This window comes from Limnohabitans sp. WS1, assembly GCF_003063265.1.
Lineage (GTDB): Bacteria > Pseudomonadota > Gammaproteobacteria > Burkholderiales > Burkholderiaceae_C > Limnohabitans_A.
Map to the genome: position 1 here is coordinate 1 of NZ_NERU01000002.1, position 21,059 is coordinate 21,059.

The window sequence follows — 21,059 nt, forward strand, 5'->3', positions numbered from 1 at the left end:
AGAATTCAAACCCACAAAAAGACGCCAAATAAGGGCAAAATCCAAACCCGAAAGATGTCAGTTTGAGCGCTTGCAGCTGGCTCCTATATGCCGAAAACAGCTGGCTCCTTTATGCCGAAAAGTGACAATCCAATCACAGCTTGCCAAAGATGCCAACTGTGCCTTGTCTAGTCCACGGTTTACCTTGTATTCAACATCCTCAAATGAAGCCAATTCAGGCATCCCTGCGCCTCGGATCAAACGCTTCAACTTTCGGGCCTCACGCTCGGATGCCTCGTGATCAACAAGCATTGCAAAGCGATCATCAAAACTGACATCATGCAATTTGGGTTGCTGAAGCTGCATGTCGTAAGCATCGGCCATTGGAACGAGCTTGAGCTCTCGAAGGCGAGTAATGGTTTGTTGCGTGCTGCTCATGCTGATTCTCCAAAATAACTAGGACCACGCAATTCACCAATGACTTTGACTTTTGGTGCTTGAGTGATAGAAAAACGTTTGTCTGCATCCTCTTTGAGGATGGATGTGATGCTGCGAAGTGAGGTGATATTCAATGGCATCGCGTAGGCACAGACCTCTTCAAATCGGACCTCACCGTAGTCCCTTGCGAGGTCACGCATTCGTCGTGCAGCTTTGACGACGTTTGTGATGTCGCTTCGGTTTTCAAGTTGATGCCGAATCATCAACTCCACATTGCCGCCGACATTCATCGCCCATGCCAACAATGCCCGAGGTTCGGCATCAAGCACTCGGTTGTGTATGACGGGCTGATGCTCTGGTATCGTTCTGGCATCTCCTTGTGTCTCAATCAAAGGGTGAAGGGCAACCCTTCGACCTCGGTGGAAGATTTCAATCACAGTGGCGGTAAACCTGAGGTCCACGCCTTCTCGTGCAAGCGTATGAGGCACTGAATAGAAGCGTCTTTGATGTTCGACGTGATAGTCATCCTGTACCCTGACGCTATATCGCCAATCACTCAATTCAAATGCCGTTCCAGGCAATGGCTTGAGGCTCGCTTTTTCTGTTTCCAGAAAGCGATCCAATCGACAGCCTGGTAGCCGTTTAAATGGATGGCGATTCATTTCTTCGGCCTTGATACGGAGCTCTGCATTCAACTCGGCAAGGCTGAAAAAAATGCGATCACGAAGTGAAAACAAGGCCCATCGTTGAGCGATCTGCACTCCCACTTCAGCCTTGGCTTTGTGTTTGGGTTTTCGTGCCCCCGTCGGTAAAGGTGCCGTGGCGTAATGGCTCAGGCAATCTCTGTAGGCGGGGTTGATCACCGTTCGATCCCGTTCACGCCGCCAAACGGCCGCTTTAAGGTTGTCGCTGACGACCCACTCTGGCACACCACCCAGAACCTCGAAACAATTGGCGTGACATTTCAGCCAGTCTTTGGTGGTCTGACTTGCCGTGGCTTCGATGTACGTGTAGTTTGAGTACCCAAGCACAGCCAAAAAGATTTGAGCAAAGGTCGATGGGCCACCGTTTTGATCTCGGATTTCAACGGTCCGGCCCGCAAAATCCACAAACAGCTTTTCACCTGGTCGGTGCGTGCGTCGCATCACCACATGCTGATTTTTTGTCCAAACTCTATAGAGCATGGCAAATTGTGAGTAGCCGACCCCTTCAGGGGTGGTCTCGCGCCACTCTCGCCAAAGACGCTCCAGAGTCGCGTCGGGTCGTCGCATCTCGTTATGAATCCATTCACAATCTGGATGCGTCTTGAGTTGCGCAACAGATCTATCTTGGGTTCCAAGTGCTGCCCGCCAGGCATCATCATCTAACGGCGAAAGCTCTTGCCAACACAAGCCAGAGGCATCCACTTGCTGTCGAAATTTTCGGATCGTGTCGTGGTGCGTCCCTGTTGTTCTTGAAATTGCTCGGTGAGCCAACGTCGGGTCATAAAAGTGCTGGCGTGCAATGTCACGCTGCAAATGAACGGGTAGCCTCATGGCGCTCCTTTGGTCAAACGAGTGCAGGAGGCATGCACTCGGGGTGAGTTAACCCACTCCCGCCCACTTGACATGAGGGGATGCTCGACCGATACTCCAACCCACAAGGTACTACTTGATTCGGCTTCGGTCGGACGCTAGGCCCGAGGTGTCCGCCTCGGGCTTTTGCGTTTCTGGGTGGCTAGATTTAGCGTCGTTCTGGTTTTTCCCTCCTCGTTTTATTCAGCGCTAGACGTGATTCGTGCCTGTGCAAGCCAGTGGGCGACATCTCTGGTTAGTGCATAAAAACCTCGTCGATGTGGCAACGTGAACAGCGTTACGGCGACTTGACCACGGTATCTGGCTTGTCTTAGCCCCGCCACACTGGCGTGTCCCAGAGCGTTGGCCAACCGCAGGCCTCCCAGCAGTGGGCCATGGGTTTGCTCCATTTCTGTTTTCAATTTTTCTGCCAAGGTGCCTGGCTCGCATGAACTCGTGGTCATTTGTTCGGGTCTCTCTACGGTTGTCACGCAGTGTTTCCGAAAGTTAGCAATTGTGGAACCCGAACGGATAATCGGAGTTTCTGTACACCATGACCATGCCCACCTTTTTGCAACCGCCAAAGCCGGGTCGCCCAAAGCGAAATCCGATTGATGTCTTGCGCACGAAGGTTTGGTTTTATGCCGTCAAAGCCAGGTCAGGTTTGCCAAGTGCCTATGCCATTGAGTTGGCAATAGAGCCGTCCATCGTCAAACACAAAGAGGCGGGAGTGGTGCGTCCGCGTAAATGGGATGGCTATCAAACGGGTTTGCGTGTCCCGCAAAGAATGGTCGGCAAGCCATATTCCGTTGTTATTGCCGATCAAAACTACCCCGGTACTGCGTCCTACTTTGATTCGCCAATTTGGGCTGTGTTGCGTGGGGATCAGCTCAATCAGAGGTGGATTGACGATAATCTCAAAGCATTAGCCCCCGCAATCACGGATCTCCTGATGGTTTCAGCACCTCCAATGCTTCAGGCCATCCCGCAACCAGATCGTTTCCAGAAATTTGATGAAGAAACGGCCTATCGGTTGGCAGAAATCGGGACATTTGAAGCGTTGGTTGCGCTCATCTTGCTTGTCAAGAAATCAGAACTGATTTCCTCTCAAGAGTTACGAGAATTGGCCCTCAACGCTTACCACCATTGCCAGTCTTGGGTGAAGGTGTTGCCAGAGATTGCGCCTATCGCACTCGATCTATTTCATGAAATTGATCTCAAGTGCAAACACTGGATCTACCCATCCCCTGAATGGCGAATGGAAGTGGTCATCTTCTCCCGTGAGATCAATCGATGACCCCTTGGTCGAACATCAAATCAAACCGACATCTGAAACTTGGGCATCTGGTCAATGGTTTTTCTCTGGACCGACCTTGGTCAACCTGGTTTTCAACCAGCGAGGCCCCCATTACCGCCGTCTTTCTTCAAGGGCCGTTGCTCCCACCCCAACCAACAGCAGTCTGACCATAGTCGGCTCGTTTCAAGAGCTTGACAGGCCCAGCCCGGTCAACCCACGTCTCCCAGATTGGCTTGCCGCGTTGTGCCTCAGCCATTCTTAAACGTGTTTCTGCGTGTGTGGGTTCCAAAATTACTGTCAGTGGACAGTCAATGAGATCAATGGCTTTGACACTAACTCTTCCATGGGTTGGACGGTACCCCCCCGCATTTAATGTCAAATTCCTATTTCGCAACACAAATTTTGTCAGTCAGCTTCCGACCCAAAGCGAACGGTCGCTGTGTTGTTTTGGGCGGCGGTAATGCAGCGTTAGCAGACAGCGGTTTACGGCGGAGGCTACCTGTTACCGGCCAGAAGCTGACGTAGGCTGAAAAATGTTAATGGCTGCATTGAACTGATTACCGTTATGAAGCCAATCAGCTAAATCGAACTGATTGACTGCCATTTGGCTCATTTAAGTTTCTGGGCGTCCCAGCATTAAGCTGGATGGCATGCGCAAGACTCCCCGTGAGCGGCGGACACTAGCTCTTCAAGAATGCCGCAGTGCGCCCCCTCGTGGGTACCGAGGCATCGCGCCCGCAGCCGAAGCAGCTGCTTCTCCAGTGCCCTCATGCTCTTTAGGCGGGCGCGCACACGGGCCAGTTGGTCGTCCACCAGAAGATCGACATCGCCGCAGTTTCTGTCCGGTTTATCAACGAATCCAAGTAGCCGCTTCACATCGCCCAGCGGCATGTCCAGAGCCCGGCAGTGGCGGATGAACGACAGGCGCTCCAGGTGAGCCACCGCGTAGTCGCGGTAGCCGTTTTCGCGCCGAGCCGGCGCGGGCATCAAGCCCTGTTTTTCGTAGTAACGGATGGTTTCGACATCCACGCCGGTGGCGAGGGCAAGTTCCTTTATCTGCATTACATGATCCTGCTTTAAATAAGTATTTGACACTGTAGCGGCTCCAGGGTTTCTAATGCAAGTATTGAAAGGAAAACCCATGTCAACCCACTGCTGTGACCACGTCGCACCCAAACTTGATGCCATTGTCAACCTGGTCCGTTACCGCAAGATCCTCTGGATCGCCCTCGTGGTCAATGCCGCGATGTTCCTGGTCGAGATCGTGGCTGGCGTTCAGTCTGGGTCACTTTCTTTGCTGGCGGACGCGGTCGATTTTGCGGGCGACGCGATGAACTACGCGGTATCGCTCGCGGTGCTGGCTTCGGCGCTGGCATGGCGAGCGCGCGCCGCCATGCTCAAAGCCTTGAGCATGATGGGTTTTGGCCTGTATGTGCTGGGCGCAGCACTGTGGTCGGTGTGGAATGGCGGCGTGCCCCAGGCCACCACTATGGGTTCAATAGCCCTCGTGGCGCTGGTGGCCAACGTGGCCGTGGCATGGATGCTCTATGCCTTCCGAGAAGGCGATGCCAACATGCGAAGCGTGTGGCTATGCTCTCGCAACGACGCCATCGGCAACCTTGCCGTGTTCATCGCCGCCTTGGGCGTGTTCGGCACTGGATCGGCCTGGCCTGATCTTGCGGTGGCCAGCCTGATGGCGGCGCTCGCCTTGCACGGTGGCTGGACCGTGCTGCAGCTGGCGCGCGGGGAACAGGGCGAAGATAGTGCCAAGTAAGACTACCATGGCCACGTCCACTGAACCAATCCGATTGAATCCTTCCGCTGTGTGTCAGACAACCTCGGTATGAATAGAGCCGTCCTTTACGCGCTTTGTGCTGCGGCACTGTTTGGCGCTAGCACCCCGTTTGCTAAGCTATTGACGGGTGATACACCACCAGTTCTTTTGGCGGGGTTGCTTTATTTGGGAAGCGGGCTTGGCCTAAGTCTGGCACGCGTGATTCGTGATCGCGGCGTAAGGCCGTCGGGCCTGCCCAAAGGTGACTGGCCCTGGCTTCTGGGGGCGATCTTTTTTGGTGGGATGCTAGGCCCTGTGGCGCTGATGTTTGGATTGCTATCAACAAGCGGTTCCACTGCATCGCTGTTGCTGAACCTCGAAGCGGTTCTGACTGCTGTAATTGCCTGGGTTGTTTTCAAGGAAAACGCTGATAAGCGCATCATATTGGGAATGCTAGCGATCGTGGCCGGTGGTGTTGCGTTGAGCTGGCCGACTGCCTCCGCTGTCCAACCCAGCATCACGGGCCCCGCCTTGGTGGGTTTAGCATGCCTGTGCTGGGCTATTGACAACAACCTAACCCGCAAGGTGTCAGCATCGGATGCCCTGTTCATTGCTGCTACCAAGGGCGTCATGGCAGGCGCAGTCAATACGTTGATTGCGATGGGTATGGGTGCCGTGCTGCCCAGATTTGCCACTCTGTTGGCCACGATGGCGGTCGGTCTTTTGGGCTACGGCATCAGTCTTGTTCTGTTTGTACTGGCCTTGCGGGGTCTGGGAACAGCCCGCACCGGCGCCTACTTTTCTACGGCACCATTTATAGGAGCGGCTACGGCCTTGATGGTCTTCCCGGAAACCACATCTTTGGCGTTTTGGGTTGCTGCGGCGCTGATGGGCCTTGGTGTTTGGCTTCATCTGACCGAGCACCATGCACATGAACATTTGCACGAAACGCTGCAGCATGAACACGAACATGAACATGACGAGCACCACCAGCATGTCCATGACTTTGAATGGGATGGCGTTGAGCCTCACACACATGATCACAAGCATGCAAAACTCAAACACGAGCATTCACATTTTCCGGACATTCACCACCGACATTCGCATTCATGACACCGATCCAAGCATTTGGCCTGTACGCGCTAACCGCCTGCGCAGAGATTATTGGTTGCTACCTGCCGTACTTATGGCTCAAGAAAAGTGCGTCTCCATGGTGGTTGATTGTTGCCGCAGCAAGTTTGGGCCTGTTCGCGTGGCTGCTGACGCTGCATCCACATCCTGCTGGACGTGTGTATGCCGCCTACGGTGGGGTATACATCGTTGTTTCAGTCTTGTGGCTGTGGTTAGTCGATGGCGTGTTGCCTGATCGCTGGGACTTGGTAGGCGCATCACTCGTGCTTGCCGGAGTGGCTGTGATTTATTTTGCACCGCGCAACGTGTCGCTTTGACTCAGCATGTGCTTTCGAGTGTCTAGGCGATAAGCGCTGCCCCCGCTTCTCAGAGTCATGCTCAAAACTCTCCAAACGAACCATTCCCAATGACAGCTTGGCATGGCAGGTGCTTCCAGAACATCAGAGCAACAAGTGCTACAAAGACCATCCAAAGTCTTGCGGAGTAAAGATGGTACTTGTCCAGACAGGTTGAAGCAATCCCGCCAATGACAATCAGTCATGGCGGATGGCCTCGGAGCATCAAAGCAAAGTGATGTCTTTGATCAAACGGGAACGCAGTGCGCGCCGTTTGAGTTGATCAACTGAGTCATCTGTCCACCAATGTGAAGAGTTGCCCCAGATCCAATCGGTACCCGTAATCCCTAGTAACTGAACTTCTCCCTTCATACCTGAAATTGTTCGCTCAAACGTTTTACCTCCAACATTGAAAGTGATTTGATGAGTCCCCTCTTTTAATCGGAGGCGTATCATGGAGTTTGGAACAGTCTCCATCGCTGCGCCACCATCCACAGAAATGTCCAACGGATGATGTCCGTCGCCCCAATAACGCACGACGTAAACCGTCAGAGCTTCAGGCACTGAGGCAAACGACTTTGCTTCATCATCTTTGGCAATGCTGGGTGCAGGATCTTTGGTGCAGTAAGCATTTCTTCCTCGATCCGTATGGCAATGCGGCTTCTCAGCGATTCGATCAACCGGTGAAGCGCAGCCTGCGATGCCAAGTACGCAAGCTGAGACGACGATTGTTTTAGTAATCCAAGTTTTCATAATATTTTCCCAAAATTGATCCACCATTTGTGGCAAATACAAGTAAGTTGTAAACGCCTCATTTCAGAACAAAACGTGCAGAAGTGGTTTTCCCAGCTGAACTGAATTGAGCAACAACCTTTGTCCCAGGAGCTACCTTGAAGCTACCTTTGGCTTCAAGCTTGTCGCCTGTTGGTTTCAACTCAACTTCTTGCTTGTCAGCGCCAGAAAGCAGTGTGACTTTTGCCGTCGTTTTACTCACGTCAACGGGTTTGCCATGGTCACGCACGAACAACTGCAGCACATCAGGTTTGGCGACCAGTTCGTAGTCAACATCCTTGACGGTGGTCAAAACACCCCCTTGCATTGGTTTGTGATCTGTATCGTGTGGCCCTGCCCATGCGAGTCCGCTGAGGAAAAGTGACGATGTGATCAAGAGCGTATGGAATTTCATGAGATGTCCTTTTGAGGTTTTGGTTGAGGTTGAAGAAACGAATGAATGGTCAGAATGCTTCAGCATCTTTGTCTTGCAAAAGCGCCTCGGCAGGTTTGCGGCCAAAGAGCCAAAACATGGCAGGCGTCAGAAAGGTGTCGAGCAGCGTCGAGCTGATCAAGCCCGAGAAAATCACCACGGCGACCGGGTGCAAAATTTCGGTGCCGGGGCGTTCGGCCTCGAAGAGCAATGGTGCCAATGCGAAGGCAGTCACCAAGGCCGTCATCAACACCGGGCTCAAACGTTCCATCGAACCGCGCAAGATCATGGGCTTGGTGAAGGACTCTCCCTCAAAGCGCATCAGGTTGATGTAATGACTGACCTTCAAAATGCCGTTGCGCACCGAAATGCCCGCCAGCGTAATGAAGCCGACCAGGGCGGCCACCGACAAGGGCTGACCTGACAGCCAAAGACCCAACACGGCACCCACGAGCGCCAAGGGAATGTTCACCATGATCAAGGCCGACAAAACGGCGGACTTGTAGCGGCTGTAAAGCACCACAAACATCAACACCACAGAGACCACCGAGAGCAAAGAGATCAGGCGCGAGGCTTCTTCTTGCGCCTGAAACTGTCCTCCAAGGGTGATGAAGTAGCCCTCTGGCAATCGAGAATCCGCCGTCACTTTGCGTATGTCGGCCACGACTTCTGACAATGGGCGGCCCGAAGCGTTGGCAGAAATCACGATACGCCGCTTGCCGTTGTCCCGACTGATTTGGTTGGGACCATCGGCGTCTTCAATCGTTGCGATTTTGGACAGCGGAATTCTGCCCGAGGGTGTTTCGATCAACACCTGGCCCAGGCCTTCCAGCGATCGTGCGGATTCTGGTAAACGCACAACCAGCGCAAAGCGGCGACCTCCCTCCATGATTTGCGTGACACGTTCACCTTCCACCAGGGTCTGCAGTGTGGCAAGCACTTGCGCGCCAGACAGGCCGTATTGCGCCGCTGCCGCATAGTCCAACCGTACCTTGATTTGGGGCGCAAGAACTTGTTTTTCGATTTGCAGGTCGGCTATGCCCTCGATGCCTGACAGCCGTGAGCGCAGCGCATCGGCTTGCCCGCGCAGCACGTCCAGGTCTTCGCCAAAAATCTTGACGGCGATTTGGGAGCGCACCCCAGACAGCATGTGGTCGATGCGGTGTGAGATGGGTTGCCCCACCTCAATCGAAGCAGGCAGGTTGACCAAGCGTGCACGGATGTCGGCACGGACCTCATCCATTGAGCGCGTCAACTCGCCTGAGGGTTTGATGCCCACGTCCAATTCGCTGACATGAACGCCTTCGGCATGCTCATCCAATTCAGCACGTCCGCTGCGTCTGCCCACATGCAGCACTTCGGGCACCTGCTTGACCAGCACTTCGGCCTGGCGCGCCAGGTCAGAGGACTCGGTCAAGGTCACGCCCGGGTTCAGCCGTATGCCCACCAGCAAGGTGCCTTCATTGAAAGGAGGCAAGAAGGTGGTCGGAAAAAACGGAACAGCCGCCGCTGCAAACACTACCGCCACACATGCACTGGTTATCGCCACGCGTGGCTTGTCCAGCACTTTTTGCAAACTGCCTTTGTAGCCTTGCTTGAGCCATGCCAGCACTTTGGTGTCGCCATGGTCCAAGTTTTTCATGCCCGGCAAGAGGTAGTAGCTCAGCACCGGCGTCATCGTTACCGACACCAACAAAGAGGCCAGTGTCGAGATGATGAAGGCAATGCCCAGCGGCACAAACAACTTGCCTTCCAGGCCCGGCAAAGCAAAAAGCGGCAGGAAGACCAGCACGATGATCACCGTCGCATAGAGGATCGCCGAGCGGACTTCCATGGACGCCTTGGCCACGAGCGCGAGCAGCGACAGGCGCTGGCTTGGGTCCTTGGCACGGTCTTCTTTCATGCGCCGCAAGATGTTTTCCACATCCACCACGGCATCGTCCACCAGTCCGCCAATGGCAATCGCCAGCCCCCCCAGCGTCATGGTGTTGATCGACAAGCCAAAATACTTGAACACCAGTGCCGTGATGAAGATGGACACTGGGATGGCGGTGAGCGCGATGATGGTGGGACGAACTGTGCCCAAGAAGAAGAACAGGATCGCGGCCACAAACAGCGACGCACCGATCAACTTGCCTTGCAGCGTCGAGATCGACGCCTCAATGAAGCTGGCCTGCCGGAAGGTCACACGGGGTGCCTCCATCCCCGCAGGAAGGGATGCCTTGAGATCCGTAATCGCTTCTTCAATCGACTGGGTCAAACGGGTCGTGTCAGCAGTGGGCTGCTTTTGAACGCCGAGAATCACGGCTGGCTTGCCCTCAAAGCCTGCATCCCCACGTTTGATGGCTGCGGCAAAAGTGACCTCAGCGATCTGCCGCAACAAAATGGGCTGACCGTTCTTGGCGGTGATGGCCAGATTGCGCAAGTCCTCCAGACGGGACGTGCGGCCCAAATTTCGGATTAAGTACTCGCGCCCGTTGAGTTCAAGAAACCCACCGGATGTATTGGCCGAAAACCCGCGCAACGCTGACTCCAACTGGTCCAAGGAGATACCTAAGTCCGACATGCGCGCTGTATTGGGCTGCACCTGAAACTGGCGCACTTCGCCGCCAATGGGGATGATCTGTGCGACGCCGGGGATGGACAGGAGTCGAGGCCGGAGCACCCAGTCGGCGTACTCACGCACGGCCATAGGGGAGATTTTCTGCGGATCGACAGGAATAGCGATCTGCATGATCTCACCCATGATGGAGCTGATCGGTCCCATGCGGGGTATCACCCCGGCAGCCAAACCTTCTTCCATGGACGAGAGACGTTCAGACACCAGTTGGCGTGCCCGAAAAATCTCTGTGTCCCAGTTGAAGGTGACATACAAAAAGGACAGGCCAGCAGAGGAAGTAGAACGAACCGATTCGACCCCAGGCAAGCCATTCATGGCCGTCTCCAGAGGAAAGGTAATCAGTTGCTCGACCTCTTCGGGCGCCATGCCACCCGCCTCGGTCATGATCGTCACAGTAGGTTTGTTGAGGTCGGGAAAGACATCGACTGGCGTTCGAGACAATGTGAATGCCCCGTAAGCCATCAATACGGCACCCGCTATCAACACCAGAAGCCGGTTGGTCAGGCTATTTTCGAGAAGCCACTTGAACATATCGTGACCCCTTTAACGGACTTGGTTGATGAGCGTGGCACCTTGGGTCGCCACACGATCGCCAGACTTCAAGCCCGAGATCACCGTGACGCGCGCGCCATCCAGGGGCTCGAACGTCACCGTGCGGGGTTCAAACTGCTCAGCTGCAGACTTGACCCACATCACGTTCTGATTGGCAGCGTTTTTCATCAGTGCCGACTGGGGGACCGCAATACCCTGTGTCTTTTGCTTGGACTGCACATAGACTTTGACGGGCTGTCCAACGGCCAGACCTAGTAGTTCCGGGCTTTGCACTTGGAAGTTCAGCGGCAGCGCTTGCTCGCGCAAACTGCGCGCTGCACCCATGAAAACCAGTGGCGTGCGCTGGTCGCCAACAGCCAATGAGGCACCGCCGATGTTGTTGGCCACTGAGCCATCAAAAGCCAAGGCTTCAATGCGCAGCCGCTTCGGGTCGACAATTTCAAAAATCAAATCCCGCGTGTCCACCACTTGGCCTGCCACGACATGCGCCGAGGCAATCACCCCAGAAACAGGCGCGACCAGTGCTTCTTTGCTGCTGAGGCCGCCACCGACGGCCGACATGCGATCGGTCAGGCTGAGCACCTCACTCTCTGCGGCTTCCACTTCCTTGCGCGGTACGGTGTCCGACAACTCGCGCAAACGTGCCAAACGCTTTTCGGCAAGCGCTTTGGCAGCGCGAAATTCGGCCAATTGAGTCAACTGGCTGGCCCGCTCCAGGGGGGCGAACGCAGGGACGACGTAGGCCAAGACCTGTCCCTTCTTGACGGTTTGCCCTGCGTTGGGCAGGCCATTAGGGCCGGGTTCTATGCGTCCGGCGTTGATGGGCTGGACTTTGCCCCCAGCGTTGGGGTCCATCAGTACCTGACCATTGAGTTCAAAGGCGCGTGGCAGCTCAGCGGTTTCCACCACCATCGTGCGCACATTCAGTTGGCGTTGGGCTGGTTTGGGCAGAAACACGCTGCCATCGGCCATGCGCTGTGGACCATTGGCATTGGCCGTCGCAGGCGCAGCGCCGTGGTCATGGCCTTCGCCCGCGTACGTAGGCAGTGCAGCACCTGCAAGGGTCAAAGCAGTGGCCAGTGCCATCCAGTGGCGTTTTTTTGAAGTGTTGATTGTTTTCATGCTGAGGCTCCTTAGGCCGTACGAGCTTGTTGACGAAAGCGAACGATCGCGCCTAATGCCATCAGGGCCAATAACCCCCCGCCGATCCACAGGGCGATGCCTTTCCAAGAAGAACCACTGACAGGTTCATCTTCGTCCTCGTGCAAATCGAGTTCGCCAGTCAGCAGGTCGTTCAGTTCACCGGCCTGAATGGTTGCGGTGATGGCAATGACGCCAGGTTTGAGCGTGTCCCTGAGGATGACTTCGTATTCACCTACGCCGTGTTTTTCGGCTTTGTATTTGCCGCCTTGGATATCGATGTCAATTTGGGCGTCATTGACCGGACTGTTGTCTGTAAAACGGTCCAGGTAAATCGTCAGCTGCTTGCCATTGACAATGCCGACCATTTCAAGATCCTCTGAAACCGCGACGAAACGCGGCAGTGCTGTTCCCTGGGTTTTTGGCGCAGCTTCCGCGTGATCGTGACCCTCACCGGCAATGGCCATAGGACTGAGTAATGTGAATATCAGCGCCATAAAGGTGGCGGCTGTTGAATGAATGATCTTCATGGTGTTCCTTGAGTTTTTGAGGGGTGTCAGCATCACTGAGGCAGCAGGCCCAAGGACTGCCGCAATGCCGAAATGGCGGAGGCCAGGTCAATTCGGCTTCGAGCGGCTTGTCTCGCGGCCTCTGCAGCCTCTGCTTCAATGCGCAAGCGGGTGGGCAGATCCGACTCGCCCAGCCTGAACGACTTGTCAAAAAAGCTGCGGGACTCGTTGGCCAGCTGGGCTCGTCGCTGCGCAGCATCAAGTTGAGTGCGTGCGGCCTCCAGACGAGCTGCAGCGCCTTGTTTGTCGGCTTGAATGCGCGCCTGCTCGAGGACCAGTTGTGACTGCACTTCTATCGCTTCGGCTTGTGCAGTCGCAAGACGAGCGTCATGCCTAGGGCCAGCACCCAAGGGCACGCGAATGCCAATCAGCACAGTCTGGCCATAGCGTTCTCCAAATGCCCCACGGCCGCGCGCTGTGGCCACCGTGAGTTCCGGGTTGGATCGCCTCTGGGCGCTGATCAGCTGAGCCGTCCGCTCGGCCATCGTGATGCGATCCTCCAGTTCAGCCAACAAGGGATGCCCCACTGACGCACCCGTATGTGGGGTCGAATCTGGCGTTGGCTCCACCGCCGCGTTGACTTTCAAGTCTGCCGGAGCCGTCCTGCCTGTCAGCGCCATCACTTGTGCCAAGGCTGCGGCAGATGCAGCTTGAGCTTGGGCGGCATGCGCTTGGGCCGCAGCGACAGCGCCTTCGGCTTGATGCTGGTCGGACTTTGCCAGATCACCCGCGTTGGTCCGTTTGGCAACATCAGCGGCGAGGCGTTGTGCATTGGCCAGTTGTTCGCTCGCCAGTTCAGCATCGACGCGAGCTCGCAACCAGCCCCACCAAGCATCCCTGACGGAAGAGGCGAGCCGCAGTTGTGAGGCGAGCAGCTTGCGCTCAACCAACGAGATTTCAGCTTGCGCCAGATCGGTACTGGCCGTGCGTTGTCCGGGTAGCCAGATGGGAACGGCGATACCCACCTCAGCTTCCCGCGCACCGCTGTTGCCTGTCATCCGGTCTGATCGCTGACTTATCTCCAGCGAGGGCGGCTCGGGGGACAGCATCGACGCGGCTTTGGCCTGGGCCTGGGCGGCATCGCGACGCGATTGAAGCGCGTGCGCCTCGGGTTGCCTTTGCCACGCCGTTTCGAAAACATCTTTCAAGGACACCGATCCACTCAACGCGGCGGCGGATGTGCCTTGTGCTTGGGCCGTCAGCACCAAGCCACTCAGGGTCATGACCGACAGCGCGATTCGAATCGGTGCCGATCTTTTTTTGTACAAACTCATAGCTCATCTCCAATGGTGAAAACATCCAAGGAGATCAGCGAGCAGCGACAACACGTCGCTAGGCGATGACGCACAACGCGCAAAGCGTCATGTGCATCCGCACACAAGGGATTCGAAAAGAGGGAAAGGTAAAGAAACCCGAGGCTCGCCGATCAGGCAAGCACGGGCCATTGAGGCCGTTCAGGACGTTCACTTGCCATATGAGAAGCAATGACCTGAAGGTGAAGCGGGTGATCGTCAGAGGCTGCTAATGTGGTCTTGCTCAGATCGCTGACCAGGGCGGCGGCACAACCCATATGACAAGTGGCACAGTCATGGTCCATGCCCGGCGATTGAGGGGCATTTTTGCTGGACTCTTGCTGGTCAATTGACGCATGGTCATGGGTGTGGTGACCAGGGTGCTTGGCAGTCACACTGGTTTCGTGCTCGCAATAGCTTGCCATTGCTGCCCAGCTGTATTGCAAGGGCAACAACACCAGCAAGAAAATCGCCAAGTACCGTCTCATAGGCCACATTATAGCGACTCAAATTTTTCAAAGTCACCGGGCATTTATTTGTCCCCGTGGAGGTTGAGGTCAATAAAGAAGGATTCAGATGCTTTGGCAAGCGCTCCAATTTACGTTTATTCAATACGACTTTTCATTGTTTGCAAATTAACAATAATTTGTGGCTGGCCGCTTTTGGCCGATAGCTGTCGATGGTTACAACGATTGGACTAGTTGGTCACGTTGCTGGATTGATTGGTCAACATCACTGGAATACGCAGACCCACCGTCTTCCAAACCCCGCGATTTGCGATGAAGGGGGGAACGGCACTGAACTTGTTCGTTCAGGACTTGCCACGACTGTCAGTGGATATCGACGTCGTCTTCATCAACCACCAAGTCGACAGAGACAACGCACTGAAAGAAATCGCCCAAGAGCTCCAGCGCATTGATGCAGCGATTGCTGTCATGGGTTATGAAACCCGAACCAGGAAAGTGCATGGGGGTGACGAAGTGAAGCTTGACATCTTCAGCGCAGAAGCTGAAGTCAAGGTTGAAGTGAATTTTGTTTTTCGGGGAACCGTTTTACCGATAGAGACACGTTCACTGTCAGAAAAAACACAAGCCCTGTTCTCCAAAAATATCCAGGTTCCCGTGCTCTCCCCCTCTGAACTCTATGGCAGCAAACTGGTCGCAGCGATGGACAGACAGCATCCACGTGATTTTTTTGACGTTCTCAAGATGTACGAAAGCCATGGCTTAACGCAAGAAATTTTGGACTGCTTTGTGGCCTATCTGGCGGGGCACAACAGACCCGTGCACGAGGTCTTGTTTACCAACCCGCAACCGATGGAAGCGACATTTAAGAACGAGTTTGTGGGAATGACTTCAGAACCCATCCACTTGGATGATCTGCTCCAAACCCAAAAACGATTGATGACCGAACTACCACGGGCGCTCACGCAAAACCACAGAAATTTCCTTCTATCGCTACTGGAAAGCAACCCGGACTGGTCGCTCCTGCCGTTCAAGCATTTGCAAGAATTGCCTGCGATCCAATGGAAACTGCAGAATTTGAGCCATCTGAAGTCAAAAAACCCTGCGAAATTCCAGCTTCAACGCGAAGCGCTTGATGAGCGATTCAAACGGCAATAGCCTTTTCTCGATCCACGATTGTGGATAGCCCTTTGCCTAATGTCAGAGGGCCATCAGTTTCAACCCGTGACAAACCGTCACGGGATGGTCACCCTCTGCATTGAGACGCAAGCTGTTGCAGCTGGTCGCGCATTCGGGGCTTATGCCATCCAGTCTTCAAGCTTCAAGCCCGGCACCCGCTTGAAGTGCCGTGTGTTGTGGGTTACCAAGGGCAGGCCCAGCGCTAATGCGTGCGCGGCGATTTGGGTGTCCATGTCGCCAATGGGCTGCCCGGTTTGCTGCAGGTGGGCGGCAATTTCGCCATATCGGTCTGCGGCCTCCAACGTCCATGGCAAAACGGGCAACTCATTGAGCAGCAAATCAATGGTTCGGCGGCGTTTGTCTTCGGCTTGCAGCAGTGCCTGCCCAAACCGAGTTTCGGCGCGGGTGATGGCGGAGATGGCGACCTCCTGCTTTTTGAGCGCCGCCAACATGCGCGTTTGCAGCGCGGCAGAATTGTTGCGTGCAAAGTAGCCCAAGATGTTGGTGTCCACCAAGAACTTGATCACTTGCGGGCCTTGGTTTTGACTGTGCGTTTAGCAGAGGCTTTTGCTGTGGCTTTGGGAGCTGTTGGCGTATCCCAGTCCGCAAACGGATTTTTGGGTGGATTGTTTTGCCGGAGGGCATCCGACAAAAAGTCGTCGGGCAATGGGTTGTCCGCAATGGCAGCCATCAGCGCATCCAGTCGACGCTGACGCAATGTTTCCGCGTCCTTGGGCTTGAGCGTGATCTCTCCCGTCACCTCGTTGCGGGCAATCCACATTTCATCGACATCCACACGAAATGCCTTGGGCAAGCGAATCGCCTGGCTGTTGCCGTTGGTAAAAACTTTGGCGGTAGCGAGCATGGCACCCTCCTTGGAATGTATCTATGAAAACGTACCTACTTTATCACCAAGAAAATGATTCAGGCCAAGTCAAAAACCCACAGCTGAATTGATCTTGACACCGCGCACGATACGATTTCCATTCCATTCAAATCATATATTGATATGATTAAGCCATGAAATCATATCAACGTTGGATTTGGCAGCTGCCAGAGTGGCCAGCATTGGTGTTCGACGCGAAGCGAATCCAGGCGGCATTGGCGGCCGCAAGAACATCCCAAGGAATTCTTCTTGGCAAAGCGGAGGCGATTGGCCTGGAAGGGCTGCAGCCCCACATCCGCGACTCGCTGACGCAAGAGGCATTGACCACCTCAGCCATTGAAGGCGAAAAGCTGGACCCTGAAAGCGTTCGCTCCTCCGTGGCCCGGCGCTTGGGGCTGGACACGTCTGGTGCCCCCGTACGCGAAGGCAGGCGCAACATCGAGGGACTGATCGATGTGCTGCAAGACGCCACCCTGAACACCGATTCACCCTTGACGCTGGAGCGGCTGTGCAGCTGGCACGGGGCGCTTTTCCCAACGGGTTTTTCGGGCATGCAGCGCATCGATGTGGGCGCACTGCGTTCTGTGCCCATGGAGATCGTGAGTGGGGCCGTGGGCCACAGCAAGGTGCATTACGCCGCGCCACCCGCTGAAGGCCTGGCTAGCCAAGTGGACGCTTTTTTGACGTGGTTCAACCAAACCCAGCCCAAGGTCGGCACTCACCCCATGGACGGCTTGGTGCGTGCCGCTGTCTCGCATCTGTGGTTCGAGACGCTGCACCCCTTTGACGATGGCAATGGGCGCATCGGCCGGGCTATCTTGCAATTGGCACTGGGCCAAGACATGGGGCAGCCTGGGCGCATCGTGACGCTGTCGAGGCAAATCGAGTCCTGCAAAGACCGGTATTACAGCGAGCTGGAGCGGGCGCAGCGTTCCAAAAGCATGGACGTGACGGCATGGGTCGAATGGATGCTGGAGCAAGTCACACTGGCCAGCGAGTTCGCCAACCGCACCATTGATTCGGCCATTCAACGCATTCGGTTTCAGGCCCAAATGTCATCGGTCTCGCTCAATGAACGTCAGCAAAAAACCATGAAGAAGCTGCTGGATGCTGGCCCCAAAGGTTACGAAGGCGGCATGACCACGCGCAAGCACGAGCGTATTGCGCAAACCTCCACACCCACAGCAGCCCGAGACCTCATCGATCTGGAAAGGCTTGGGCTGCTCACCCGGTACGGTGATGGTCGATCAACACGGTATTACCCCGCGATAGAAGGCTGGGCCGAGGACGATGCCAAATTGGGAAAATCCAGTGGAACTTGAGACGCAAGACACAAGGCGCGGTGTATGCCACATTGAAACGCTTGGAGGAATCGACGTGAAAAGCCTGAAAGACGTAAAAGCCCAACTGATGGCCAACCCCGCCGTTCGCCAAGCCTATGACGCACAGGCACCCGAGTTTGAGCTAGCCCGTGAACGGATTGGAAAACCCATCCACGAATGACAGGGATGGGGCTTGACGGCTTCAGTGGCGATAACTCGCCGCAACACCCGTGGTTGTGGGCATGCGTTCGGCCACCAGAACATGCACTTGGCCGCCTAACTTCTCAACCAAAGTGCCCAGGTCGTCCAACACATCGTCGACCCTGGGGTAGCCGAGTTGGGAATAGTCGATGCGGCCTGTTGTGCCATCGATGCGCCCGGCGACCAGGCGACCGGCTTCGATCAACAAGATGCCCACGCGTCCCGCTGCGGCCGCATGCGCCACATCGGCCAAGTTGTCGCTGCCCAGTCCCTTGGACTTGGCCACGGCGTAGTCGTTGCACCATGCGCTTTGTTGGGCTTGTTGTGCCGGGGCGGCCACTGCCCAGGCGCGTTGCTGCAACTCGGTGGGGCTCAGGCTTTCGGGGTTGATGAGCAGGCCCTGCTTCATCAGCCGCGGGTTGTGGCTGATGGCCTGAAACAGGTGGTGGTGTTCAGGCAAAGCTGCCAGCATCAGGGGCAAGCCCGAAACGTCGGAGTGGTGCGCCTGCACCGCCCGATCCACCGCCCGGAAAAAGCGCTCCACCTCGCTGTCCATGCCGTCTTTCTTGCCGCCTTGCCCGTGGTGCATGGCCGAATGGCCAGCGCCCAGGCCACCGTACGATGACACCGAGCTGTGCGCCGTTTGTTGGCGATCGCTGCTCGTGTCGCTTGAAGAGCGCGGAACCTCTGACGCCAAGCTCAAAGCCTCCAGGCTGTCGCGGTTGCCCTCGAACAGTTGCACCTTGTTCAAGCTCAAAGCCAAGACTTGGTAACGCTCAACCGATTGCAAAAATTGCCGCAAAGGTTGGGTGTGAAAGCTGTCGGCCACCACCGCCAAGTCGGCCACCACCGCCAAGTCGGCCACCACCGCCAAGTCGGCCACCACCGCCAAGTCGGCCACCACCGCCAAGTCGGCCACCGGTCTGGGCAACACGTAGATGCGGAAAAAATCAGTCGCTCCCATCACCACCAGCCCGTCGAGCGTGTGCTCCCAAAACGCGTGGTCGTTTTCCAAGGCCTCAAATGGCGCGATGAGGGCGCGCAGTGCATCGGGCGCTTGGTGCTGCAGGGATGTCTTCAGTGCGCCAACCAGATGGCGAAAACGGATCGGATCTTGCTGGTTATCGGGGTGACTGCGGTGGGTGCCCATGTACAGAGACAGGCAGGGCCGAGCGTGCAACCCAACAAGTTCCTCCAGGCTGGCGCTGGTCAGCTTGAGTGGGGTGTGACGAGCTTGCATGCAAATTCCTTTTTGTTGGCGTTGACACCATGACGGCGAGACCTGCCCCATGGGCAGTGCGCTGACAGTGCCGCAGAGCGCGGCACCTGGGGCCTGGGCTCAGGCCAAGGATTGCATGCAGTCTGCGTTGTCAGCCTTGCACAGTCTGTACTTCAACGAACGGTCTAGCGCCATGCCCGTGCTGTGGGGGCGCGTGCCGTGGTGCGCATGGCGCCTTTGACGGCTGCGTGAACAGCTGCTGCAACGTAAGCTCAGCGTGGGCACCGTCGATGCGCTTCAGGGCCAAGAGCGCGCCATCATTGCCATCACCTTGACACGCAGCAACCCCCTAGGCGAGATCGGCTTCCTGTCTGGCATCCGCCGCATGAACGTGGGCATGACCCGCGCACGGCGCAAGTTGTTGCTGGTGGGCGACTTGTCAACGCTTTGCAGCCATCCGTTTTTTGGTGAGATGTTGGCTTATGTGAAGGGGGTGGGGGGTTACCGGATGGCGCATGAGATGGGCAAACCTGAATGGTCGGACACCGTCACATCCGGCACAGAAGCCATCGCATCGCTCGGGTCCATGGGCGAGGCGTGGCGCACCAAAGCGGTGGATGACACCTTCAAAGCCAGCGCCAGACGCTGTAGGGCCAGCACCCCAGGTTTGGGCTCGCCACCCGAAAGCAGCCGGTGCAAATAGGCCCGCGTCAACCCTGCCCGCTCGGCCTGTTCGTTTGGCCTTCAACCTAATAAGCGGGAGCGGCGGGATACAAAGTCCAACAGGGCTGTTTGAAGTTAAGCCGCTAGTTCTGGCGGTTCTGACATGGTAATGTGGTGTTGGGATATGGCACCGAAATAATTAATTTTATAAAAAAGTTAATTACAAATAAAAAATAAATAAAATAAATGATATTGATACAAACAACTTCTGAAAATTTTCCAAACACTTCCCCACGTCCCAGACTGTGCACCCAGTCACAGCTTGTTACCCCTTTCTTTGTTCTGAACCAAAGATATCGCTGACAACACGCACACACACTGCGGCCGGTTTGGCCTCATCCCCAACTTAAAGTAAAGAAAGTACAAGCATGAGAAGCATTGCATGGCAAACGAAATGGAAAAACTCAAGGGTAAACATCCAACCATCAGCTAGATTGGTGCTTTCACTCGTGACGTCCGTAGTGTTAGTGGCTTGTGGGGGCGGGTCAGGTTCCGGGGAAGGTGCTGGTGCAGGTGCAGGTGCAGGTGCAGGTGCAGGATCAGGATCAGGATCAGGATCAGGATCAGGAGCAGCCACAAGCAAACTACCCCACACCGGAATCACCGCCAGCCAGTGCTACAGCGCGGGCAGCAACACCCTCATGACATGCAGCGGTGTGGCCAATGACTTGAACGCCCAGCAAGACGGGCACCGCGCCAACATTAACGCCATGAGCTATAGCAAAGTGGGCTTTAGCGGCGAGGCCTTGCCTGACAACGCCAGCAGTTGGTGCGCGGTCAAAGACAACGTGACTGGCCTGCTGTGGCAAAACCACCAAGTCCCCCCCGCCACCTTCACCAATTGGGGCGACAACCGCGCAGGTGACGCCAGCAAGTACGCGGCTGATAACGCCACCCTGTGTGGGCAGAGTGGTTGGCGCTTGCCCACCGTGGACGAACTGCAGTCCATCGTGGATTACAGCAAGCCTTTCCCCGGCCCCACAATCAACACCGCCTGGTTCCCCAACACGCCGAGCTATTCTTACTACTGGGCGTCGTCGCCCTATGTGGGCGCTACCCCCGACCTCGCCTGGAACGTCTATTTCGGCCGGGGCAACGTCGGCCCCAACTACCGCCGCTACAGCCACCCTGTTCGGTGGGTGCGTGCCAGTCAGTGATCGGGCGCGAAGCGCTTTGGACAT

Annotated in this window: 22 protein-coding genes; 9 read left to right on the forward strand and 13 right to left on the reverse strand. The window is 55.8% G+C overall.

All coding sequences use genetic code 11. The features are described 5' to 3' along the window. Positions 1 to 57: 57 nt before the first annotated feature. The gene (locus B9Z48_RS03700; protein ID WP_108377202.1) at positions 58 to 417 is read right to left on the reverse strand and encodes an ATP-binding protein; all 360 of its coding nucleotides are present in this window, start codon (positions 415 to 417) and stop codon (positions 58 to 60) included. Further along, a complete protein-coding gene (gene istA / locus B9Z48_RS03705) occupies positions 414 to 1,952 on the reverse strand; it encodes an IS21 family transposase (RefSeq protein ID WP_108377203.1) in 1,539 nt (512 codons plus the stop codon). The genes B9Z48_RS03700 and istA overlap by 4 nt, the downstream gene beginning before the upstream one ends. 571 nt (positions 1,953 to 2,523) lie before the next feature. On the opposite strand from istA, the gene B9Z48_RS03715 reads away from it, so the two are divergent. After that, positions 2,524 to 3,267, forward strand: coding sequence for a hypothetical protein (locus B9Z48_RS03715; protein WP_146186229.1), 744 nt, complete (start codon positions 2,524 to 2,526; stop codon positions 3,265 to 3,267). Between the two features lie 636 nt (positions 3,268 to 3,903). On the opposite strand, the gene B9Z48_RS03720 is transcribed toward B9Z48_RS03715, so the two are convergent. Then, positions 3,904 to 4,329, reverse strand: coding sequence for a Cd(II)/Pb(II)-responsive transcriptional regulator (locus B9Z48_RS03720; protein WP_019425169.1), 426 nt, complete (start codon positions 4,327 to 4,329; stop codon positions 3,904 to 3,906). A 79-nt stretch (positions 4,330 to 4,408) separates the two neighbouring features. Between B9Z48_RS03720 and B9Z48_RS03725 the strand changes: the two genes are divergently transcribed. The 3 genes from B9Z48_RS03725 to B9Z48_RS03735 all read left to right on the forward strand — a co-directional run bounded on the left by B9Z48_RS03725 (position 4,409) and on the right by B9Z48_RS03735 (position 6,489). After that, a complete protein-coding gene (locus B9Z48_RS03725; RefSeq protein WP_040505710.1) occupies positions 4,409 to 5,041 on the forward strand; it encodes a cation transporter in 633 nt (210 codons plus the stop codon). A 69-nt stretch (positions 5,042 to 5,110) separates the two neighbouring features. Then, on the forward strand, positions 5,111 to 6,154 hold the full coding sequence (locus tag B9Z48_RS03730; protein WP_108377205.1) for a DMT family transporter: 1,044 nt from the start codon (positions 5,111 to 5,113) through the stop codon (positions 6,152 to 6,154). Beyond that, positions 6,151 to 6,489, forward strand: a complete 339-nt coding sequence (locus B9Z48_RS03735) for a YnfA family protein (protein ID WP_108377206.1) — start codon at positions 6,151 to 6,153, stop codon at positions 6,487 to 6,489. Before B9Z48_RS03730 ends, B9Z48_RS03735 begins: the two co-directional genes overlap by 4 nt. A 243-nt stretch (positions 6,490 to 6,732) precedes the next feature. Here B9Z48_RS03735 and B9Z48_RS21330 read toward each other — a convergent pair whose 3' ends face one another. From B9Z48_RS21330 to B9Z48_RS03770, 7 genes are all read right to left on the reverse strand, one after another. Next, positions 6,733 to 7,260, reverse strand: a complete 528-nt coding sequence (locus tag B9Z48_RS21330) for a hypothetical protein (protein ID WP_233261014.1) — start codon at positions 7,258 to 7,260, stop codon at positions 6,733 to 6,735. A 58-nt stretch (positions 7,261 to 7,318) separates the two neighbouring features. Continuing rightward, entirely contained in the window at positions 7,319 to 7,693 is a 375-nt protein-coding gene (locus tag B9Z48_RS03745) for a hypothetical protein (protein ID WP_019425173.1), read from the reverse strand. 49 nt (positions 7,694 to 7,742) lie between these two features. Next, positions 7,743 to 10,862 carry an efflux RND transporter permease subunit gene (locus B9Z48_RS03750; RefSeq protein WP_108377207.1) on the reverse strand — a complete coding sequence of 1,040 codons (3,120 nt, stop codon included), beginning with the start codon at positions 10,860 to 10,862 and terminating at the stop codon, positions 7,743 to 7,745. Between the two features lie 12 nt (positions 10,863 to 10,874). Further along, positions 10,875 to 12,005 (reverse strand): efflux RND transporter periplasmic adaptor subunit, encoded by a 1,131-nt coding sequence (locus B9Z48_RS03755; protein ID WP_108377208.1) that lies wholly within the window; start codon positions 12,003 to 12,005, stop codon positions 10,875 to 10,877. Positions 12,006 to 12,016: 11 nt separating this feature from the next. Beyond that, entirely contained in the window at positions 12,017 to 12,553 is a 537-nt protein-coding gene (locus B9Z48_RS03760) for a hypothetical protein (RefSeq protein WP_233249808.1), read from the reverse strand. A gap of 32 nt (positions 12,554 to 12,585) precedes the next feature. After that, positions 12,586 to 13,866 carry a TolC family protein gene (locus B9Z48_RS03765; RefSeq protein ID WP_108377209.1) on the reverse strand — a complete coding sequence of 427 codons (1,281 nt, stop codon included), beginning with the start codon at positions 13,864 to 13,866 and terminating at the stop codon, positions 12,586 to 12,588. A gap of 152 nt (positions 13,867 to 14,018) precedes the next feature. Further along, positions 14,019 to 14,360: a hypothetical protein gene (locus B9Z48_RS03770; protein WP_108377210.1), complete on the reverse strand. Its 342-nt coding sequence runs from the start codon at positions 14,358 to 14,360 to the stop codon at positions 14,019 to 14,021. A gap of 246 nt (positions 14,361 to 14,606) precedes the next feature. On the opposite strand from B9Z48_RS03770, the gene B9Z48_RS03775 reads away from it, so the two are divergent. After that, positions 14,607 to 15,506, forward strand: coding sequence for a nucleotidyl transferase AbiEii/AbiGii toxin family protein (locus B9Z48_RS03775; protein WP_233261015.1), 900 nt, complete (start codon positions 14,607 to 14,609; stop codon positions 15,504 to 15,506). A gap of 140 nt (positions 15,507 to 15,646) precedes the next feature. Here the strand turns inward: B9Z48_RS03775 and B9Z48_RS03780 are convergent, their stop codons facing one another. Together B9Z48_RS03780 and B9Z48_RS03785 are read right to left on the reverse strand one after the other, a co-directional pair. Next, the gene (locus B9Z48_RS03780) at positions 15,647 to 16,054 is read right to left on the reverse strand and encodes a type II toxin-antitoxin system VapC family toxin (RefSeq protein ID WP_108377212.1); all 408 of its coding nucleotides are present in this window, start codon (positions 16,052 to 16,054) and stop codon (positions 15,647 to 15,649) included. Beyond that, complete coding sequence (locus B9Z48_RS03785) at positions 16,051 to 16,392, reverse strand: antitoxin (RefSeq protein ID WP_089954785.1); 342 nt, start codon at positions 16,390 to 16,392, stop codon at positions 16,051 to 16,053. Before B9Z48_RS03785 ends, B9Z48_RS03780 begins: the two co-directional genes overlap by 4 nt. A gap of 155 nt (positions 16,393 to 16,547) precedes the next feature. Between B9Z48_RS03785 and B9Z48_RS03790 the strand changes: the two genes are divergently transcribed. Both B9Z48_RS03790 and B9Z48_RS21985 read left to right on the forward strand, forming a co-directional pair. Beyond that, on the forward strand, positions 16,548 to 17,735 hold the full coding sequence (locus tag B9Z48_RS03790) for a Fic family protein (protein WP_108377213.1): 1,188 nt from the start codon (positions 16,548 to 16,550) through the stop codon (positions 17,733 to 17,735). A gap of 55 nt (positions 17,736 to 17,790) precedes the next feature. Next, on the forward strand, positions 17,791 to 17,916 hold the full coding sequence (locus B9Z48_RS21985; protein WP_255419467.1) for a hypothetical protein: 126 nt from the start codon (positions 17,791 to 17,793) through the stop codon (positions 17,914 to 17,916). Between the two features lie 21 nt (positions 17,917 to 17,937). Here the strand turns inward: B9Z48_RS21985 and B9Z48_RS03795 are convergent, their stop codons facing one another. After that, positions 17,938 to 19,176: a hypothetical protein gene (locus B9Z48_RS03795; RefSeq protein ID WP_108377214.1), complete on the reverse strand. Its 1,239-nt coding sequence runs from the start codon at positions 19,174 to 19,176 to the stop codon at positions 17,938 to 17,940. A gap of 238 nt (positions 19,177 to 19,414) precedes the next feature. Between B9Z48_RS03795 and B9Z48_RS03800 the strand changes: the two genes are divergently transcribed. Together B9Z48_RS03800 and B9Z48_RS03810 are read left to right on the forward strand one after the other, a co-directional pair. Next, on the forward strand, positions 19,415 to 19,858 hold the full coding sequence (locus tag B9Z48_RS03800) for a C-terminal helicase domain-containing protein (protein ID WP_255419473.1): 444 nt from the start codon (positions 19,415 to 19,417) through the stop codon (positions 19,856 to 19,858). A 661-nt stretch (positions 19,859 to 20,519) separates the two neighbouring features. Further along, complete coding sequence (locus tag B9Z48_RS03810; protein ID WP_108377215.1) at positions 20,520 to 21,035, forward strand: DUF1566 domain-containing protein; 516 nt, start codon at positions 20,520 to 20,522, stop codon at positions 21,033 to 21,035. The last annotated feature ends 24 nt before the right edge of the window (positions 21,036 to 21,059 follow it).

What these genes read in the sequence shown, in the direction of transcription:
- B9Z48_RS03765 (WP_108377209.1), bottom strand. Translation starts at nt 13,866, where the DNA reads ATGAGTTTGTACAAAAAAAGATCGGCACCGATTCGAATCGCGCTGTCG.
- B9Z48_RS03700 (WP_108377202.1), bottom strand. Translation starts at nt 417, where the DNA reads ATGAGCAGCACGCAACAAACCATTACTCGCCTTCGAGAGCTCAAGCTC.
- B9Z48_RS03720 (WP_019425169.1), bottom strand. Translation starts at nt 4,329, where the DNA reads ATGCAGATAAAGGAACTTGCCCTCGCCACCGGCGTGGATGTCGAAACC.
- istA (WP_108377203.1), bottom strand. Translation starts at nt 1,952, where the DNA reads ATGAGGCTACCCGTTCATTTGCAGCGTGACATTGCACGCCAGCACTTT.
- B9Z48_RS03760 (WP_233249808.1), bottom strand. Translation starts at nt 12,553, where the DNA reads ATGAAGATCATTCATTCAACAGCCGCCACCTTTATGGCGCTGATATTC.
- B9Z48_RS03755 (WP_108377208.1), bottom strand. Translation starts at nt 12,005, where the DNA reads ATGAAAACAATCAACACTTCAAAAAAACGCCACTGGATGGCACTGGCC.
- B9Z48_RS03725 (WP_040505710.1), top strand. Translation starts at nt 4,409, where the DNA reads ATGTCAACCCACTGCTGTGACCACGTCGCACCCAAACTTGATGCCATT.
- B9Z48_RS21330 (WP_233261014.1), bottom strand. Translation starts at nt 7,260, where the DNA reads ATGAAAACTTGGATTACTAAAACAATCGTCGTCTCAGCTTGCGTACTT.
- B9Z48_RS03750 (WP_108377207.1), bottom strand. Translation starts at nt 10,862, where the DNA reads ATGTTCAAGTGGCTTCTCGAAAATAGCCTGACCAACCGGCTTCTGGTG.
- B9Z48_RS03730 (WP_108377205.1), top strand. Translation starts at nt 5,111, where the DNA reads ATGAATAGAGCCGTCCTTTACGCGCTTTGTGCTGCGGCACTGTTTGGC.
- B9Z48_RS03715 (WP_146186229.1), top strand. Translation starts at nt 2,524, where the DNA reads ATGACCATGCCCACCTTTTTGCAACCGCCAAAGCCGGGTCGCCCAAAG.
- B9Z48_RS03785 (WP_089954785.1), bottom strand. Translation starts at nt 16,392, where the DNA reads ATGCTCGCTACCGCCAAAGTTTTTACCAACGGCAACAGCCAGGCGATT.
- B9Z48_RS03745 (WP_019425173.1), bottom strand. Translation starts at nt 7,693, where the DNA reads ATGAAATTCCATACGCTCTTGATCACATCGTCACTTTTCCTCAGCGGA.
- B9Z48_RS03735 (WP_108377206.1), top strand. Translation starts at nt 6,151, where the DNA reads ATGACACCGATCCAAGCATTTGGCCTGTACGCGCTAACCGCCTGCGCA.
- B9Z48_RS03790 (WP_108377213.1), top strand. Translation starts at nt 16,548, where the DNA reads ATGAAATCATATCAACGTTGGATTTGGCAGCTGCCAGAGTGGCCAGCA.
- B9Z48_RS03810 (WP_108377215.1), top strand. Translation starts at nt 20,520, where the DNA reads ATGACATGCAGCGGTGTGGCCAATGACTTGAACGCCCAGCAAGACGGG.
- B9Z48_RS03795 (WP_108377214.1), bottom strand. Translation starts at nt 19,176, where the DNA reads ATGCAAGCTCGTCACACCCCACTCAAGCTGACCAGCGCCAGCCTGGAG.